The 15,324-nt window shown below is 72.1% G+C and carries 16 protein-coding genes; 11 read left to right on the forward strand and 5 right to left on the reverse strand.

What is annotated here, in order from left to right; translation table 11 throughout:
• The first annotated feature begins 12 nt into the window (after positions 1–12).
• The 3 genes from AB0C38_RS33705 to AB0C38_RS33715 all read left to right on the forward strand — a co-directional run bounded on the left by AB0C38_RS33705 (position 13) and on the right by AB0C38_RS33715 (position 3,619).
• A complete protein-coding gene (locus tag AB0C38_RS33705) occupies positions 13–843 on the forward strand; it encodes a peptidoglycan-binding protein (RefSeq protein ID WP_360681359.1) in 831 nt (276 codons plus the stop codon).
• Positions 844–1,012: 169 nt separating this feature from the next.
• Entirely contained in the window at positions 1,013–2,416 is a 1,404-nt protein-coding gene (locus AB0C38_RS33710) for a DUF222 domain-containing protein (protein WP_360681361.1), read from the forward strand.
• A 384-nt stretch (positions 2,417–2,800) separates the two neighbouring features.
• A complete protein-coding gene (locus tag AB0C38_RS33715; protein WP_360681363.1) occupies positions 2,801–3,619 on the forward strand; it encodes an LLM class flavin-dependent oxidoreductase in 819 nt (272 codons plus the stop codon).
• Here AB0C38_RS33715 and AB0C38_RS33720 read toward each other — a convergent pair.
• Positions 3,573–4,517: a threonine/serine dehydratase gene (locus tag AB0C38_RS33720; protein ID WP_360681365.1), complete on the reverse strand. Its 945-nt coding sequence runs from the start codon at positions 4,515–4,517 to the stop codon at positions 3,573–3,575. The two genes, AB0C38_RS33715 and AB0C38_RS33720, sit on opposite strands and share 47 nt — an antisense overlap.
• An 84-nt stretch (positions 4,518–4,601) precedes the next feature.
• Between AB0C38_RS33720 and AB0C38_RS33725 the strand changes: the two genes are divergently transcribed.
• On the forward strand, positions 4,602–5,489 hold the full coding sequence (locus tag AB0C38_RS33725; protein WP_360681367.1) for a LysR family transcriptional regulator: 888 nt from the start codon (positions 4,602–4,604) through the stop codon (positions 5,487–5,489).
• On the opposite strand, the gene AB0C38_RS33730 is transcribed toward AB0C38_RS33725, so the two are convergent.
• The gene (locus AB0C38_RS33730) at positions 5,476–6,018 is read right to left on the reverse strand and encodes a helix-turn-helix domain-containing protein (protein WP_360681369.1); all 543 of its coding nucleotides are present in this window, start codon (positions 6,016–6,018) and stop codon (positions 5,476–5,478) included. The two genes, AB0C38_RS33725 and AB0C38_RS33730, sit on opposite strands and share 14 nt — an antisense overlap.
• Before the next feature lie 58 nt (positions 6,019–6,076).
• On the opposite strand from AB0C38_RS33730, the gene AB0C38_RS33735 reads away from it, so the two are divergent.
• Positions 6,077–6,961: an alpha/beta hydrolase gene (locus AB0C38_RS33735; protein WP_360681371.1), complete on the forward strand. Its 885-nt coding sequence runs from the start codon at positions 6,077–6,079 to the stop codon at positions 6,959–6,961.
• A 4-nt stretch (positions 6,962–6,965) separates the two neighbouring features.
• On the opposite strand, the gene AB0C38_RS33740 is transcribed toward AB0C38_RS33735, so the two are convergent.
• Complete coding sequence (locus AB0C38_RS33740; protein WP_360681372.1) at positions 6,966–7,889, reverse strand: LysR family transcriptional regulator; 924 nt, start codon at positions 7,887–7,889, stop codon at positions 6,966–6,968.
• A gap of 73 nt (positions 7,890–7,962) precedes the next feature.
• Between AB0C38_RS33740 and AB0C38_RS33745 the strand changes: the two genes are divergently transcribed.
• From AB0C38_RS33745 to AB0C38_RS33755, 3 genes are read left to right on the forward strand one after another with little or no spacing between them, the layout of a single operon-like run.
• Positions 7,963–8,889: a DMT family transporter gene (locus AB0C38_RS33745; RefSeq protein ID WP_360681374.1), complete on the forward strand. Its 927-nt coding sequence runs from the start codon at positions 7,963–7,965 to the stop codon at positions 8,887–8,889.
• A 10-nt stretch (positions 8,890–8,899) separates the two neighbouring features.
• Positions 8,900–9,796 carry an NAD(P)H-binding protein gene (locus AB0C38_RS33750; RefSeq protein ID WP_360681375.1) on the forward strand — a complete coding sequence of 299 codons (897 nt, stop codon included), beginning with the start codon at positions 8,900–8,902 and terminating at the stop codon, positions 9,794–9,796.
• Positions 9,793–10,380 carry a CPBP family intramembrane glutamic endopeptidase gene (locus AB0C38_RS33755; protein WP_360681377.1) on the forward strand — a complete coding sequence of 196 codons (588 nt, stop codon included), beginning with the start codon at positions 9,793–9,795 and terminating at the stop codon, positions 10,378–10,380. The genes AB0C38_RS33750 and AB0C38_RS33755 overlap by 4 nt, the downstream gene beginning before the upstream one ends.
• Here the strand turns inward: AB0C38_RS33755 and AB0C38_RS33760 are convergent.
• Entirely contained in the window at positions 10,365–11,423 is a 1,059-nt protein-coding gene (locus AB0C38_RS33760; protein WP_360681378.1) for a serine hydrolase domain-containing protein, read from the reverse strand. The genes AB0C38_RS33755 and AB0C38_RS33760 overlap by 16 nt on opposite strands.
• Positions 11,424–11,590: 167 nt before the next feature.
• Here AB0C38_RS33760 and AB0C38_RS33765 point away from each other — a divergent pair, with 167 nt between their 5' ends.
• Positions 11,591–13,378, forward strand: coding sequence for a glycoside hydrolase family 76 protein (locus AB0C38_RS33765; protein ID WP_360681380.1), 1,788 nt, complete (start codon positions 11,591–11,593; stop codon positions 13,376–13,378).
• 14 nt (positions 13,379–13,392) lie between these two features.
• On the forward strand, positions 13,393–14,004 hold the full coding sequence (locus tag AB0C38_RS33770) for a precorrin-3B C(17)-methyltransferase (protein ID WP_360681381.1): 612 nt from the start codon (positions 13,393–13,395) through the stop codon (positions 14,002–14,004).
• Between the two features lie 3 nt (positions 14,005–14,007).
• On the opposite strand, the gene AB0C38_RS33775 is transcribed toward AB0C38_RS33770, so the two are convergent.
• Positions 14,008–14,487 (reverse strand): MarR family winged helix-turn-helix transcriptional regulator, encoded by a 480-nt coding sequence (locus AB0C38_RS33775; protein WP_360681383.1) that lies wholly within the window; start codon positions 14,485–14,487, stop codon positions 14,008–14,010.
• An 82-nt stretch (positions 14,488–14,569) separates the two neighbouring features.
• On the opposite strand from AB0C38_RS33775, the gene AB0C38_RS33780 reads away from it, so the two are divergent.
• On the forward strand, positions 14,570–15,211 hold the full coding sequence (locus AB0C38_RS33780) for an NAD(P)H-dependent oxidoreductase (protein WP_360681387.1): 642 nt from the start codon (positions 14,570–14,572) through the stop codon (positions 15,209–15,211).
• Positions 15,212–15,324: the final 113 nt, after the last annotated feature.

Below are 15,324 nucleotides of genomic sequence, written 5' to 3' on the forward strand. Positions count from 1 at the left end.
TGGAGGACAGGGATGTTCACGAAGGCCGCCGTGCTGACGGCACTCACCGCAGCGGCGTTCGCCGTGGCCGCACCGGCTCAGGCCGAGCCCGCGGCCACGACGGCGCTGCCCACGGCGAACATGGAGGCCGTGCTGAAGGCGGCCCAGATCGACCCGCGCCGAGCCGACAGCACCCAGACCCCGGGCGCGCACGACAGCGTGCTGCTCGTCGAACAGGCGCTGCAGGCGAAGGGTCTGCTGGCCGCGACGTACGTCGACGGGTATTTCGGCACCACGACGATCACGGCGTACTCGCAGTACCAGAAGTCGTTGGGGTACACCGGGATCGACGCTTCGGGGCTGCCGGGCAAGACGTCGCTGGAGAAGCTGGGCGATGGCCGGTACACGGTGACCGCCGCGGTGTCCGCGGGCAGCCGGATCGCCTACCGCGGGGTCACGACGAACACCCGCACCAAGGCGATGCTGCTGGCCGCCGAAGGGATCGCGGGCATCACGGTAAGCCTCACCCAGGGCGGCTACAACCCGGGCGGCGTCGACGCATCAGCCGGCACCCACGACGGCGGCGGAGCGCTGGACATCTCGGTGTCCGGCATGTCGTCGACGACCCGCACGAAGCTGCTCACGGCGTTGCGCAAGGTCGGGTTCGCGGCCTGGTACCGCACGCCGGCGCAGGGTTTCGCGTACCACATCCACGCCATGGCGATCTCCGACCCGGATCTTTCTTCTGGGGCGCAGCATCAGACCGGGGACTACTACCTCGGTAAGAACGGGCTTGCCGGGCGTGGGGCTGATGATGGGCCTTCGGTGGCGAAGGTTACCTGGGAGGAGTATCAGCGGGGCTGAGTTTACTGATACGGCTTCGCCGGGGCGTGGGAAATCGGCGCTTTCTTGTTGTTGCTTGCTGCTCGGTGCGGGAGCGCCGATTACCCACGCAACGGTGCCCCTGCCGAACTCATAGTGGATCACCCTGTCGTGTGATGACCGTGCGTTCGACTGCCGGTAATCTTGGTGCGTGGACAGCGAAACGGTGTGGAAAGCAGATGCGGTGGCCTTGGCTGACCGTGTCTCTGCGCTGCTCACTGTTGTGCGGTCTGCCGAGGCTGAGATCGGTTCGCTGCTGGTGGAAATCGAGTCGCGCGGTGTGATGGAGTTGTTCGGATACCGGTCTGTAGCACGGCTTTTCGAACATCTCGCCGATGTTCCCAAGTCCGCCGCCGAGGCTGTGGTGAAGCGAGCCCGGGCCCTCACTCCTGCTTGCAACCTCGACGGTAGTCCCATCCCCGCAGTTGCTCCCGCCACCGGTGTCGCCGCCGCGGATGGTCGGTTGAGCACCCCGATGATCGACACGATCGTTGGTGTAGTGACTCAACTTTCGCCCGAGCATCGCGACGAGGCCGAGCAGCACCTGCTGGCCTTCGCCGAAGACGCTGGCCACAAGCAGGTCGCGGCGTTGGGTGCCCGGATCGTGGCCCACCTCGATCCCGACGGCGCCGAACCTGACGAGACTGAACCGGCCACCCCCAGCCGGGAACTGTCGTTGCGGCGCAAAAGATCCGGAGTCTGGGAGCTGAACGGCCGCTTCGACGACGAGACCGGCACCCGCACCAGCGCTCTGCTGGACTCCCTGGCGCAACGCCGCATCACCGACGAAGGCCCGGACCTCCGCTCGCCGCAGGAACGTTACGGCGACGCTTTCTCCGACGCGATCGACCTCGCCCTCAACACCCCAGACCTGCCGATGCAAGCCGGCGAACGAGCCCACGTGATGATCGCGGTTTCGTTGGCAGATCTGAAGTCCGGCATCGGCCAGGCAGCCCTCGGCGACACCGGCACCACGACCAACGCTGCCATCGGCCGAGTCGCCCTCGGCGCCAGACCCAAGGGTGGCACCGCCGAGCCCATCCCCGGCGATCTCGGTACCACCCCCAAGACTGGCACCGCTCTCGGCGACCTCGGCATTTTGCCCAAGACCAGCCTTGGTCGGGCCACCCTCGGCGACCTTGGCACCATGTCAGCCGCCGAAGCCCGGATCCACGCCTGCGACTGCATGCTCATCCCCGCGGTCCTGGGCACCAAGAGCGAACCCCTCGACCTCGGCCACCAGCGCCGCCTGATCTCAACCCCGCTCCGCCGGGCGCTGTACCTGCGCGACCGCGGCTGTGCGTTCCCCGGCTGCCACCGCCCACCCCGCCACTGCCAAGGTCACCACATCCGCCACTGGGCAAATGGCGGCCCGACCGAGCTGGGCAACCTGGTCCTGATGTGCGCCCATCACCACCGGCTACTGCACCGTTCCGGCTGGCAGGTCCGCATCGCGGCCGACGGTCTACCCGAGTTCTTACCGCCAGTCTTCCTGGACAGGCGCCGAAAACCCAGGCGCAACAACCTCCACCAACCATTGCCGTTCGCGGCGTGAACAACCGAACACGGGAAAGGCCCGCAGCCACCGGCTACGGGCCTACACCCACGTCCCGAACCCGCCACCGTGATCGGGGAACTCATGGCTCGTATCCGCGCCGACTCCGGCTCGGTCGATCGCGGGTAGACCCTGGCTCGTTCGCCGCGTTCGGGTGCTGCGCCGTCGTCGGGGCGCCTCGGGACCGACCGAAGTTCGCGCGAACCCGGCTTGCCCATCGCGGAGTACCCGCGGCGAGCAAAGCCGGTCGATCTGCCGCGTGCGGTCCAGCGCGCCATCGTGGCTCAGCCCAACCGGTCAAAGCGCCCGCCCACCCGGCCGCGGTGGCACGGCCGGGCTCCGCGGTGGTTTGATCGAAGTACCAATCAAACTTGGGGGTGCTCGATGGCCAAGATGGCTTTCCGGTTCGGCGTGGTCGCCGGTGCGACCGAAGGCGGAGCGAAATGGCTGCAGACCGCCCGTCGGGCTGAGGAGCTCGGTTACTCCACCCTGCTCTGCCCCGACAACCTCAACCTGCCGACCCCGACCGCCGCGCTCGCGGCGGCCGCTGCCGTCACCACCGAACTCAAAGTCGGCTCCTTCGTCCTCGCCAGCCCGCTGCGGACCGCGAGGGCCGCCGCCTGGGAGTCGCACAGTCTTTCCGTCGTGACCGGCAACCGGTTCGAGCTCGGGCTCGGGACCGGCCTGCCGAGCATGCGGCAGCAGGCCGAAGAGCTCGGCCTGCCCTATGGCTCGGGTCAGGAGCGGCTCGACTCGATCTCCGAGACCATCGACCACGTCCGCCGGCTCGATGGTGACGCGCACACGCCTGTCATGATCGCCGCCGGGGGGCCGAAAGTGCGGCGGCTTGCCGCGGCGAAAGCCGACATCGTCACCCTGGCCGGTGGGGTGCTGACCACCCGTGCGGAGATGGCCGGCTACGTCGACGAGATCAAAACCGCGGCCGGTGACCGGGAGATCGAGCTGGGGCTGAACATCTTCGTCGTCGGTGAGGAGGTGCCGCCGTGGATTCGGGGGTTCATCGGGGTTGATGCCGAAACGCTCATCGAGCACGACTCGCTGACCATGATCCGCGGCAGCGTCGACGACATGGCCGGCGAGCTCGAACGGCGGCGTGAGGAGCTCGGCGTCTCCTACGTCAGCGTCAACAGTGCCTTCATCGAGGAGTTCGCGCCGCTGGTGGAGCGGCTGGCGGGGAAGTGAGCGTCGCCGGGTCGGTGTTCGCGCCGCAGAGCAGGACCGCGACGCGTTCCCCGGGCGCCGGGCGGTAGGCGCCGGAGAACACCGCCGCGAACGCCGTTGCGCCGCCCGGCTCGACGGCCAGGCGGTAGCGGTCCCACAGCGCCGCGCGGGCTTCGACGATCGCCGCGTCGTCCACCAGCACCGAGCCGACCCCCGTGCGAGTCGCGACCGCGAACGCGATGTCGCCGAGCCGCGACGCGCCCAGGGAGTCCGCGGCGATGCCGGACACCTCGACCGGGACCGGCTCGCCCGCGGCCAGCGCGGCATGCAGCGTCGGGGCCGTGCGCGGTTCCACGCCGACCACGCGCGCCCGGCCTTCGACCGCGGCCGCGATGCCGGCCAGCAGCCCGCCGCCGCCGACCGCCACCAGGATCGTGTCCAGCCCGTCGACCTGCGCCAGTAGTTCCAGGCCGATCGTGCCCTGCCCGGCGCAGATCTCCGGCTGGTCGTAGGCGTGGCAGAAGAGCGCGCCGCGGTCCGCCGCGTCCTTCACCGCCGCGTCGTAGGCGTCCGCGTACTTCTCGCCGACCAGCTCGACGGCCGCCCCGAGCTGCCGCAGCTTCGCCACCTTGACCGCGGGCGCGTTCGCCGGCACGTAGACCCGCGCGGAAACCCCGAACTCCCGGGCGGCGTAGGCCACGGCCAGCCCGGCGTTGCCGCCCGACGCCGCCACCACCCCGGCCGCCGAGAGCTCGCCCGCCGCGATGATCCGGTTGAAGGCGCCGCGAGCCTTGAACGACCCGGTGTGCTGCAGCTGCTCGAGCTTGAACCACACGGCGTCGTCGGCGAACACCGGCGTCCGGCGGACCCGGCCTTCGATCCGCGCGGCCGCCTGCTCGACATCCGAAGTGCTGATCATGGCCCCAGCATGCGCGCGGGCCGACGTAAGCACCAGCGACGTCTCCTACGCTGGCCTTAGCAACGCTTACGGCTGGAGGCTCCCATGCTCGACGCCCACCGCCTGGCCCTGCTCGCCGAGGTCGCGCACGCCGGCTCCATCGCCGGGGCAGCTCAGAGACTCGCCTTCACCCCGTCAGCCGTCTCGCAGCAGCTGGCCAAGCTCGAACGCGACGTCGGCGCGCCCCTGCTGCACCGCAACCCGCGCGGGGTCACCCTCACGCCGGTGGGGGAGGCGCTGCTGAGCCACGCGGAGACCATCGTCGGGGAGCTGCGCACCGCCGAGCGGACGGTCCGCGCCCTGCTCGGCGAGGAACCGGCGCAGCTCACCGTCGGCACGTTCGCCAGCGCCGGCATGACGCTCGTGCCCGCCGCGCTCGCGGGGTTTCGCCGCGACCACCCCGCGGTCGCGCTGCGGCTGCTCGACCTCGAACCGCCCGACGGGTACGGGCTGGTCAGCTCGCGCGACCTCGACCTGCTGATCACCCACCGCTATCCCGGCGCGCCGCTGCCCGACCCGCGCGGGCTGACGCGGTCGCTGCTGCGCTCGGAGCGGTTCCGGCTGATCCTGCCCGAGGGACACCCGAAAGCTCGCGTCCGCCGGCTCACGCTGCGGGCCCTGGCCGGGGAGGACTGGATCTCCGGGAGCCCGGGCGTGCCCAACCGCGTCTGCCTCGACGAACTCGCCGACGCCGCCGGCGTGACCCTCACCGTGGCCTACGAAACCCGCGACTACCAGGTGATCCTGGCGCTGGTCGAGGCCGGGCTGGGGGTCGCGTTCGTGCCGGAGAGCGTGCTCGCGCGGGTGGGGCCGGCGCGGATCGAGGTCCGCGACGCCGCCGACGCCCGGCCGGCGCGGGACGTCTTCCTGGTGCACCACCGGCGGCCGGGCAAGCTGGTGACCGAGATGGTCGAGCGGCTCAGTCCCCGGTAGCCGGTTCGGCGGCCGGGAACTGGATCGGGCTCAGGAGGTACCGCACCCGGTCCGGGGCGGGCTCGTTGCCCATTCGGCGCACGATGACCTCCCGCAGCTCGCCGATCATGCCCGCCAGCTCGGGGCGGCTGAGCCACAGCGCGTGCTGCCGGTAGCCGACGAGGTCGGCGGCCGGATCGGCGTCCTCGCGGTCGAGGTAGGCGTTGAACTCCGCGATCAGCGTGGCCATCGCCGTGGCGAAGACGTGCCGATGGTCCTCTTTGGACACCGACGCGGCGGTGGCGGCGTCGACCATCGCGCGGTCGCGCCGCAGGCGGTAGCGGCGCTCGACGGCGCCGTGCACCCGCTGCTCGCCCTCGACCTCGAGGATCCCGCCCTCGGCGAGGACGCCGACGTGCCGGTACACGGTCGCCTTCGAGACGTCGGGCAGGCGCTCGCACAGCTCGGTCGTGGTGCGGGTCCGCCCGCCCGCCATCGCGTGCACGATCCGCAGCCGCACGGGGTGCACCAGCAGGTGCAGGGAATCCATGGCCGCGATGTTCTCATACGTGCTACCGTTCGCAAAGTTGAGAATGGAAGGAGCTGCCATGCCCGTCACCGCATCGCCGCCGCGCGGCCGGACCCACCACGTCGGTGGCCGCGCGCTGGTCCTGGACCAGGCGGGCAGCGGCGGCCCGGCCGTCGTGGTCGTGCCCGGCGCCGGCCTCGTCGGCCTGGACTACCTGAACGTGCACACCGCCGCCGCGGAGTTCACGACGAGCGTGCTCTACGACCGCGCCGGTACGGGCTGGAGCGACCCGGTCGCGCTGCCCCGCACCGCCGCCGAGGTCGCGACCGAGCTGCGGGACCTGCTGCGCGCCGCCGGCGTCGCCGGGCCCTACGTGCTGGCCGGGCACTCCTTGGGGGCGTCCTACGTCCGGCGGTTCGCGCAGCTGTTCCCGGCCGACGTCGCCGGGTTGCTCCTGCTGGACCCGGGGCACGAAGACCTCTTCGCCCACCTGCCGGCGGAGGCCGTCGAGCTCAACGACCGGATGAAGCAGGCCGCGGCCGACATGCCGGACCTCACCGAGGACCAGCTCGCGACCGCGCGCGGGCAGTACGCCGAACTGTTCGCGGAGTGGCCGCCGGACGTCCGCGACCCGCTGGTCGAGCACCACCTGACGACGTGGCGGACGGTCCTCGGCGAGACGGCGAACGAGGACGACGTCTACGCGGAGCTGCGGGCCGGCGGGGAGCTCCCGGACGTCCCGCTGATCGTGCTCACCGCGATGGGCCGCAACCCGTACTGGTCGCAGTTCGGCTCCGAAGAGCTCATCCAGGCGGCCCAACGCGGCATCCGCGACCTGCACGCGTCGATCGCCGCCGCGTCATCGCGCGGTGAGCACCGGGTTCTCGACGACGCGGCGCACCAGTTCCTGCACATCCAGCGCAAGGATGCGGTGCTGCAGGCCCTCCGGGACCTGACCCGCTGACGCCTCAGCCGGCGGGCCGCCCCGTGCTCTCGAACCGCGCGGAGGCGGCCCTGAGCGCGTCCAGGCACGCGCGCACCGCGCCGCGGTCCTCTTCGCCCGCCCGGCAGATCGCGTAGATGGTCCGGGTCAGCGCCGGGCGCGTCGCCAGGATGCGGACGCCCTCGGGCTGGGGCTCCCGGGCCAGGCGCGGTACCAGCGCCGCGCCGGCGTTGCCCGCCACGAGCGCCAGCTGGGTCGGGTAACCGCCGACCGTGCAGCTGATCCGTGGCTCCAGCCGTTGCTTGCGCAGCACCTGCACCAGCCACTCGTAACAGCCGGTCCCCAGGCTCCAGCCGATCCACGGCAGGTCGTCCACTTCGGACAGATCGACCGTCTTGCGGTGCGCGAGGCGGTGCCCGGCGGGCAGCGCGAGGTCCGCGACGTCGGAGAACAACGCGATCTGCGTGGTCGCCGGCGGGAGCACCGTCGGCCGGTCCTCCCAGCTCTCCAGCACCGCGACGTCGAGGTCGCCGGCCAGGACGCGGGGCATCGTCTGCTCGGCCTCGCCCTCGTGCAGCGTCACGGCCAGCCGGGGGTGCTGAGCGGCGAGCGTGGCCAGCGCGGGCGGCAGCAGCGCGTGGACCGTCGTCGGGATCGCGCCGACCCGCAGCGGCCCGATGACGTCCTCGCGCAGCAGCTCCAGGTCCGCTTTCGCCTCGGCGACCTGCGCCAGGATCCGCTCGGCGTGCCCGGCCAGCACCTGGCCCGCCTTCGTCAGCCGGACACCCCGGCCGCGCGGCTCCAGCAGCCGCTGCCCGGCTTCCCGCTCCAGCTTCGCCAGCTGCTGCGACACTCCCGACGGCGTGACGTGCAGGGACGCGGCCGCCGCGGCGACCGAACCCTGGGTGGCGACGGCGTGCAGCGCGCGCATCCGCTCGATTCCGAACACGGTAGAGATCCTACCGAATTCCGCGCAGAAACATTCGCTTGTCCTTGACAGTTGCGACCCGCACGCTGGAGGCGTGACCACGACCGCGCCCCGGCCCGCGACCATCCCCACGCCGTTCACCGAGCGCTTCGACCCGCGCCTGCTCGCCGCGCTCGGCAGCTTCTGCATCTCGCTGTCGTCGGTCTTCATCAAGGTCTCGCACACCAGCGGCAGCACGAGCGCGTTCTGGCGCTGCCTGTTCGCCCTGCCGGTGCTGCTCGCGCTCGCCGTGCGGGAACGGCGGAAGTCGGGGCCCGCGCGCCGCGTGCTCCTCCCGCTGCTGGCCGGTACCGGGCTCGGCCTGGACTTCGTGCTGTGGGGCGAGGCGATCCCGCGGATCGGCGCCGGCATCGCGACGGTGCTGCTCGCCGTCCAGGTGGTCATCGTGCCGCTGCTGGCGTTCGCGTTCCTGCGGGAACGCCCGGCGAAGCGGTTCGTCCTCGCCGTGCCCGTGCTGCTGAGCGGCCTCGTGCTGGCCGGCGGGCTCGCCGGCAGCGGCTCGTTCGGCCCGGACCCGGTCACCGGCGCCGTGTTCGCGATGCTCGCCGGCGCGGGGTACGCGGTGTACCTCTTCCTGATCCGGCTCAGCGGCGGCGGGGGCGCGCGGGCGCAGTCCCTGGTGCTGGCGACGGTCTCCGCCGGTGTCGTCGCCGTCGTGCTCGGCGTCCCGAGCGGCACGCTCGACCTGTCACCCAGTCCGGCGACGTTCGGCTGGCTGGTCGCGCTCGCCGTGGTGGGTCAGCTGATCGGCTGGATCCTCATCTCCGCCGCGCTGCCCCGGATGTCGGCCACCACCGGCGCGACGCTGATGCTGCTGCAGCCGATCGGCGCGGTGCTCCTGGGCATCGGCCTGCTGGGGGAGACGCCGAGCCTGCTGCAGCTCGCCGGCTGTGCGGGCGTGGTCGCCGCGGTCTGCTTCGCCGGGAACGGACGTTCTGCGGACCGGCGGAGCCCCGGCTAACGTCGCGACCATGAGAGTGCTGGTGGCCGGGGCTTCGGGGTTCGTCGGCAGCCGGTTGTGCCCGGCGCTGGAAGAAGCGGGGCACGATGTCCTGGCGATGACCCGCCACCCCGAGAAGTACGACGGCGCCGGGACGCCCGTCCGCGGCGACGTCGCCGACGTCGGTTCCCTGCGGGACGCGCTCAAGGGCGCCGAAGCCGCCTACTACCTCGTGCATTCACTCGATAGCGCGGACTTCAAGCGCCGGGACGCCGACGCGGCCCGCGCGTTCGCCCGGGCGGCCTCCGACGCGGACGTGCGCCGGATCGTCTACCTCGGCGGCCTCGGGGACGACGACGACACGCTCTCGGAGCACCTGCGCAGCCGGCGCGAGGTCGAGCGGCTGCTGGGGGAGACCGGCGTGCCGGTCACCGTGCTGCGCGCCGGGATCGTCATCGGGCACGGCGGGACGTCGTGGGAGCTGACCCGCCAGCTGGTGGAGCACCTGCCGGCGATGGTGACCCCGCGCTGGGTCGGCACGCGCACCCAGCCGATCGCGATCGGCGACGTCGTCCGCTACCTGGTCGGCGTGCTCGACCACCCGGAGGCCGAAGGCCGCGCGTTCGACATCGGCGGTCCCGAGGTGCTGGCCTACCGGGACATGCTGCAGCGCGTGGCGGCGATCGAGGGCCGGCCGCTGCTGATCGTGCCGGTGCCGTTGCTGTCGCCGAAGCTGTCCTCGTACTGGCTTTCGCTGGTGACCGACATCGACGTGACGACCGGGCGGGCGCTGATCGACTCGATGACGAACGAGGTCGTCGTCCGCGACGACGCGATCCGCCGGATCGTCGAGTTCGAGCCGATGGACTACGACGAAGCCGTGCTGCAGGCCCTGGGCGAGCGGGCGAAGAGCCGGCGGCCCGAGTGAAGAAGGGCTTGCTCGCCGGGGTGACGGCCGCCGGGTCCGGGTTGCTCGGCGCGTCCCTGGCCAGCCGGCCGGGTTCCCGCCGGTTCCACGTCCTCACGGCGTCGGTCGCGGCGACCTGGTTCGCCGGCGCCGGACCGGTGCCCCGGGGCCGCCGGGACGTCGTGCAGCCCGTTCTGGCGGGGGCGGGCGCGTTCGGCGTGTTCTACGGCGGCGCGCTGGTGGCCCGCCGCATCCCCTTGCTGCGGCGCGCGATCGCGGGCGTGCTCGGCCACGCCCACCACGGTTCGACGCCTTCGGTGGCGGTGACGACGCTCGTGACGGGCGCGGCTGAGGAATTCTTCTTCCGCGGCGCGCTTTACGACGCTTTCGGCCCGCGGCGGTCGACGGCGCTGTACGTCCTTTCGACGACAGCGACCCGAAACCCGGCCCTCGTCCTGGCCTCGACGCTGATGGGCTCGCTTTTCGCCGTCCAGCGCGGCCGGTCGGGCGGGGTGCAGGCGCCGGTGCTGACCCACGTGGTGTGGTCGGCGTTGATGCTCGCCTTCATGCCCCGCCTCTTCCCGCCGGATCAGAACGCTTCGTAGGCGGCCATCACCACGCCGAAGCCGCGGGCGTACCCGTCGTTCCAGAGCGTCTGGTTCATCACGTACGCCACGGCCAGGTGCTGGTCCGCGTCGACGAAGACGATCGAACCTCCCCACCCGCCCCACGAGCACGTGTGGCCCTCCAGCCGGAAGCCCATGCCGTAGCGCATCGGCGCGCCGAGGACGCGGTCTTCGCCGTGGAACTGCTCCTCGAAGACCCGCTCGGCGCCGGCCGGCGACAACAGCCGCACGCCGCCGGCGACTCCCTGGCAAGCGAGGACCGACTGCACGGCCGCGACCGAGCGGGCGTTGCCGTATCCGTTGATGGCCGGCAGTTCCGCGCGGCGCCAGGCCTCGGGGTACGAATCCGAGACCCCGACCAGGAAACCCGGCGGCTTGTCGCCCAGCGGGTCGGGGATCAGCGGGGCGACGCGGTGGTCGTGCTCCGCACCCAGGCCGATGTGGAAGTCCGCGCCCAGCGGGCTGGCGATCTCCTCGGCGAAGAACGTGCCGATGCTGCGCCCGGTGACGCGGCGGACGACTTCGCCCACGAGGAACCCGAAAGTGACGGAGTGGTAGCCACCCGCGGTGCCGGGCTCCCACGCCGGAGCCTGCGCGGCCAGCCGCGCCGTCACGGCCGGCCAGTCGAAGAGGTCTTCGACCGCGATCGGCCCGGCGAAGTCCGGCAGGCCCGCGGTGTGCCCGAGCAGGTGCCGGACCCGCGCGGACTCCTTGCCCGCGGCGGCGAACTCGGGCCAGTACTCGGCGACCGGCGCGTCCAGGTCGAGGTCTCCGCGGTCGGCCAGGACCAGCGCGCAGAGCGCGGTCATCGTCTTGGTGGTGGACCAGACGTTGGTGATGGAGTCGCGTTCCCACGCGACGGTGCGCGCCGGATCGACGTACCCGCCCCAAAGGTCGACCACCGGCTCGCCGTCCACGAACACGGCGACCGAGGCGCCCACGTCGTCGGCGTCCAGCGACGCCGCCAAGACGTCGCGCACTTTGCTGAACCGGTCCTCGCAGCTACCCCAGATTTCGGTCACGGGCGCCAGCCAACCCCGTCCGGCGAGGCCGCACCACTCATTTTTCCCAGCACAGTCCGGGTGGAGAACCTTTGTCCGGAACGAGCCAGAACCGGGCGAAATCCTTCCATAACCGCGGCCGAAGTTCCTATCCTGGAGCGAACCCCGGTGCGTGGAGAGGGATGTCGATGCGGACATTGCTCGTGCTGCTGCTCGTCCTCGGTTCCTTCACTCCGATGTCCCTCCGGCCCGCTGAGGCGGCCACGGCGGTGTGCGTGACGTCGTGCGACACGCTCGACCCGGCGCGGGCCGCGCGGGAGAGCTTTCCCTTGCCCGACAAGGTGATCAACGGCCGCGTGGTGCGGCTGCACGCCTCCGATCCCGACGGGATGGCGTGGGCGAGCATCGACAACGGCGTCGCCGGCGACGCCGTCTGGCTCGACCGCTCCTGGGACGGCGGTGCCACCTGGGAAGGCTTGCTGGGCAAGGCGAGCATCCCGAGTGCGTGGACCGGCACCCGCACGCTCATGTACAACCTCACCGATCCGGCGCACCACCGCCGCGGGCTGGTCCGGGCGTGCGGGGACGCGCAGGGCGTCGCGTGCACCGCGTGGATCTACCCGGACGTCTGTGACGCCGCCTGCGACCGCACCGCTCCGGGCGCGGGGGACAGCCAGCCGGTCGCGCCGACGACGCTGTTCGGCCGCACGATCCGGCTCCACTTCGACGGCCGGGGCCTGGCGTGGGCCGGGATCGAAGCCGGCGGCGCCGGGGACGAGATCTGGCTCGACCGCTCCTGGGACGCCGGCGCGAGCTGGCCGGACGGCTCCTCGCTGGGCCGGACGAGCGTCGCCGCGGGTGCGACCACCACCCACACCACGGCGTTCGCGACGCGCGATCCCCGCGGCCGGCTCTCCGGCGGCGCGGTGCGGGCGTGCGGCCGCGAAGCCGCGCACACGCAGGGAAGCTGCACGGCCTGGGCGCGCCCGGCGACCACCCGGGCCGCCGGGGCGCTCGACGCGCTGATGTGGTCCTACGACCCGTACACCGCCTGGTGGCCGTCGAGCTGGTGGAACTCGGCGGTCGCGGTGACGGCGGCGGCCGACGCGGGCGGGACCGACGCCGCTTTGGCCCGCACCTTCGACGTCAACCGCGCCGCTTTCCCGGCCGGGGCACGCAGTTCCGACGCGATCGAAGGCCACTTCGTCAGCCGCGCCATCGACGACAGCGCGTGGTGGGGCCTGGCTTGGGTCGCCGTCTACGACCGCACCCACGACCCGCGTTACCTGACCGAGGCGACGACGATCGCCAACTACGTCCACGGGTTCTGGGACACCGGCAGCTGCGGCGGCGGGGTCTGGTGGAACCGCGAGCGGACGTACAAGAACGCCGTCACGGCCGGGTTGTACCTGCGGCTGACCGCGTCCCTGCACAACCGGGTCGCCGGCGACACGGTGTGGGGCCAGCGGGCGCGGACCGCGGGCGACTGGTTTCTGAACAGCGGCCTGATCAACTCCTCGGGCCTGGTGAACGACGGCTTGACGTCTTCCTGCGCCAACAACGGCCAGACCGTCTGGACGTACAACCAGGGTCTCGGCATCGGCGGCCTGCTCGAGCTGTGGCGCGCGACCGGCGTCCAGTCCTATTTGGACGCGGCGAGGCGGCTCGCGGACGCGGCGATGGCGCGGCTCACCTCCGGCGGGGTCCTCGTCGAATCCTGCGACACCGGCACGGGGTCCTGCGACGACAACCAGAAGCAGTTCAAGGGCATCTTCATGCGCTACTTCGGCGACCTGGCCACGGCGACGGGCTCGGCCACCTACCGCGCGTTCGCGCAGAAGCAGGCCGACGCGCTGTGGGCCGGCGACCGCGACGCGCTCAACCGGATCGGCCAGCGCTGGACCGGCACCACGCCGAACGTGACGGACTGGCGCACCCAGGCGTCCGGACTCGAAGCGGTGCTGGCGGCCGGGTAGGTCCACCCACCAGAATGGGCGCCGTGCGGATCCTTCTCCTCGCGGCCGTCGCCGTGCTCGTCACCGGGTGCCAGACCGAGGTCGCGGGTCAGGCGGCGCCCACCGGCTTCATCGTCAAGGACGGCACCCAGCTGCGGTTCCGGCCGGTACTGGCCGAGCTGCCGCCGGGGCCGGCGACCGGCTCGGCTGCCGAGCGGCAGAGCACCGACCCGGCCACGCAGCAGGCCGCCGCGCAGGCGTTCGACTGCGCTCAGGGGCAGCCGGACCCGCTCGACGGCCGCGACGACCCGGCGCTGCCGCTGGTCAGCTGCGACCGCGCGCAGGGCACGAAGTACGTCCTCGCGCCCGGCTTCCTCAGCGGCGCCGACGTGAGCCGGGTGGACGCCACCGTCGATCCGCAGACCGGGAGCCCGGTCATCACCATGAGCTTCACCTCCGCCGGGCGGAAGACCTGGGCGGAGTGGACCGGGCAGAACATCGGCAAGCAGGTCGCGATGGTGCTGAAGAGCCGGGTGCTGACCGCGCCGGCCGTGCAGTCCGCCATCACCGGCGGGGAGACGCAGATCACCGGGAAGTTCACGCTGCCCGAAGCGCGGCAGCTCGCGCGCGACATCGCCGGCGGCTGACGCTCAGCAGAGCGGCCGCGTCACGGCTTCCGTGCAGGCTTCCGTCTCCGTCTTGCTCGACGCCTGGTGGAGCAGCTCGTAGAGCGTCTCCCGCTGCTCGTCGGTGAGCGCGCACAGCACCTCGTTCTCGACCGCGGCCAGCGCGAACTCGGCCCGCACGAGCAGCTTCACACCGACGTCGGTGAGCTCGACGACGTGGCGCCGCCGGTCGACGGGGGAGCGGCGGCGCTCGATCAGGTTCTCGGTCTCGAGGTCGTTCAGCAGCCCGACGACGTTCGTGCCGTCCATTTCCAGGACCTTCGCCAGGTCCTGCTGTGAGCTGCCGCCCCGGTCGCGCAGGACCGTGAGGGCGATCAGGTGGCGCGGCCGCAGGCCGAGCGGGGCCAGCACGGACTCGCTGCGCAGCCGCATCCGGCGCGAGACGTGGTCGAGCAGCGCTCCGCACCGGTGGGGCGGCTGGTTGACGACCGGCAGCGAGGTCATCAGCCCAGTATATGGGCGAGTCGATGGTCGATGTGCTATTAATGGTTTGTCTAACACCAACGATCTATGGATGGCTAACGACATGGCGCATCTCCTCCACATCGACTCGAGCATCCAGGGCGAGCGCTCGGTGAGCCGCGGGCTCAGCGCGCGGGCCGCGGCGGCGTGGCGCGCCGCGCACCCGGACGGCACCGTCACCTACCGCGACCTGGGCGCGCATCCGCTCCCGCACCTCGACGCCGAGAACGGGACCGCCCGCGCGGTCCCGCCCGAGCAGCACACGCCGGCCCAGGCCGCGTCGTGGGCGCTGACCGAGGAGCTGGTCGGCGAGATCAAGGCGGCCGACACGGTCCTGCTGGGCCTGCCGGTCTACAACTACGGCGCGCCGAGCAGCGTCAAGGCGTGGGTGGACCACCTCATCGCGCCCGGGCTCTCGGTGGACCACGCGACGATGACCGGCCTGCTCGGGGGCCGCGAGTTCATCGTGTTGGCCTCGCGCGGCGGCGGGTACGGCGAAGGCGCGCCCCGCGAGGGCTGGGACCACGCCGAGCAGTGGCTCCCGCACGGCGTCTCGCTGACGGGCCTGGAGCCGCGGTTCATCACGGCCGAGCTGACGCTGGCGCACGTGAACCCGGCGATGGCGGAGCTCATCCCGCTGGCCGACGCGAGCCTCGCGACGGCGGAGAAGACCATCGACGACCTGTGGGTCCCGGCGCGGGTCTGACCGGCCCCGAGCGCCCCAATGTGGCCTTGGTTGCGTCCAACGCACCCAAGGGGCCCTTCGGTGCGGACGTTTCGTTCGGCTCGACCGCCGCGCTCGACACGGCGAACCGGGTC

It is taken from the genome of Amycolatopsis sp. NPDC048633, assembly GCF_040650695.1.
Taxonomy (GTDB): Bacteria; Actinomycetota; Actinomycetes; order Mycobacteriales; family Pseudonocardiaceae; genus Amycolatopsis.

Bases quoted from the DNA above. Each gene is read 5' to 3' on its own strand.
- AB0C38_RS33705 (WP_360681359.1), top strand. From the start codon at position 13: ATGTTCACGAAGGCCGCCGTGCTGACGGCACTCACCGCAGCGGCGTTC.
- AB0C38_RS33715 (WP_360681363.1), top strand. From the start codon at position 2,801: ATGGCCAAGATGGCTTTCCGGTTCGGCGTGGTCGCCGGTGCGACCGAA.
- AB0C38_RS33720 (WP_360681365.1), bottom strand. From the start codon at position 4,517: ATGATCAGCACTTCGGATGTCGAGCAGGCGGCCGCGCGGATCGAAGGC.
- AB0C38_RS33725 (WP_360681367.1), top strand. From the start codon at position 4,602: ATGCTCGACGCCCACCGCCTGGCCCTGCTCGCCGAGGTCGCGCACGCC.
- AB0C38_RS33730 (WP_360681369.1), bottom strand. From the start codon at position 6,018: ATGGATTCCCTGCACCTGCTGGTGCACCCCGTGCGGCTGCGGATCGTG.
- AB0C38_RS33735 (WP_360681371.1), top strand. From the start codon at position 6,077: ATGCCCGTCACCGCATCGCCGCCGCGCGGCCGGACCCACCACGTCGGT.
- AB0C38_RS33750 (WP_360681375.1), top strand. From the start codon at position 8,900: ATGAGAGTGCTGGTGGCCGGGGCTTCGGGGTTCGTCGGCAGCCGGTTG.
- AB0C38_RS33765 (WP_360681380.1), top strand. From the start codon at position 11,591: ATGCGGACATTGCTCGTGCTGCTGCTCGTCCTCGGTTCCTTCACTCCG.
- AB0C38_RS33770 (WP_360681381.1), top strand. From the start codon at position 13,393: ATGGGCGCCGTGCGGATCCTTCTCCTCGCGGCCGTCGCCGTGCTCGTC.
- AB0C38_RS33775 (WP_360681383.1), bottom strand. From the start codon at position 14,487: ATGACCTCGCTGCCGGTCGTCAACCAGCCGCCCCACCGGTGCGGAGCG.
- AB0C38_RS33780 (WP_360681387.1), top strand. From the start codon at position 14,570: ATGGCGCATCTCCTCCACATCGACTCGAGCATCCAGGGCGAGCGCTCG.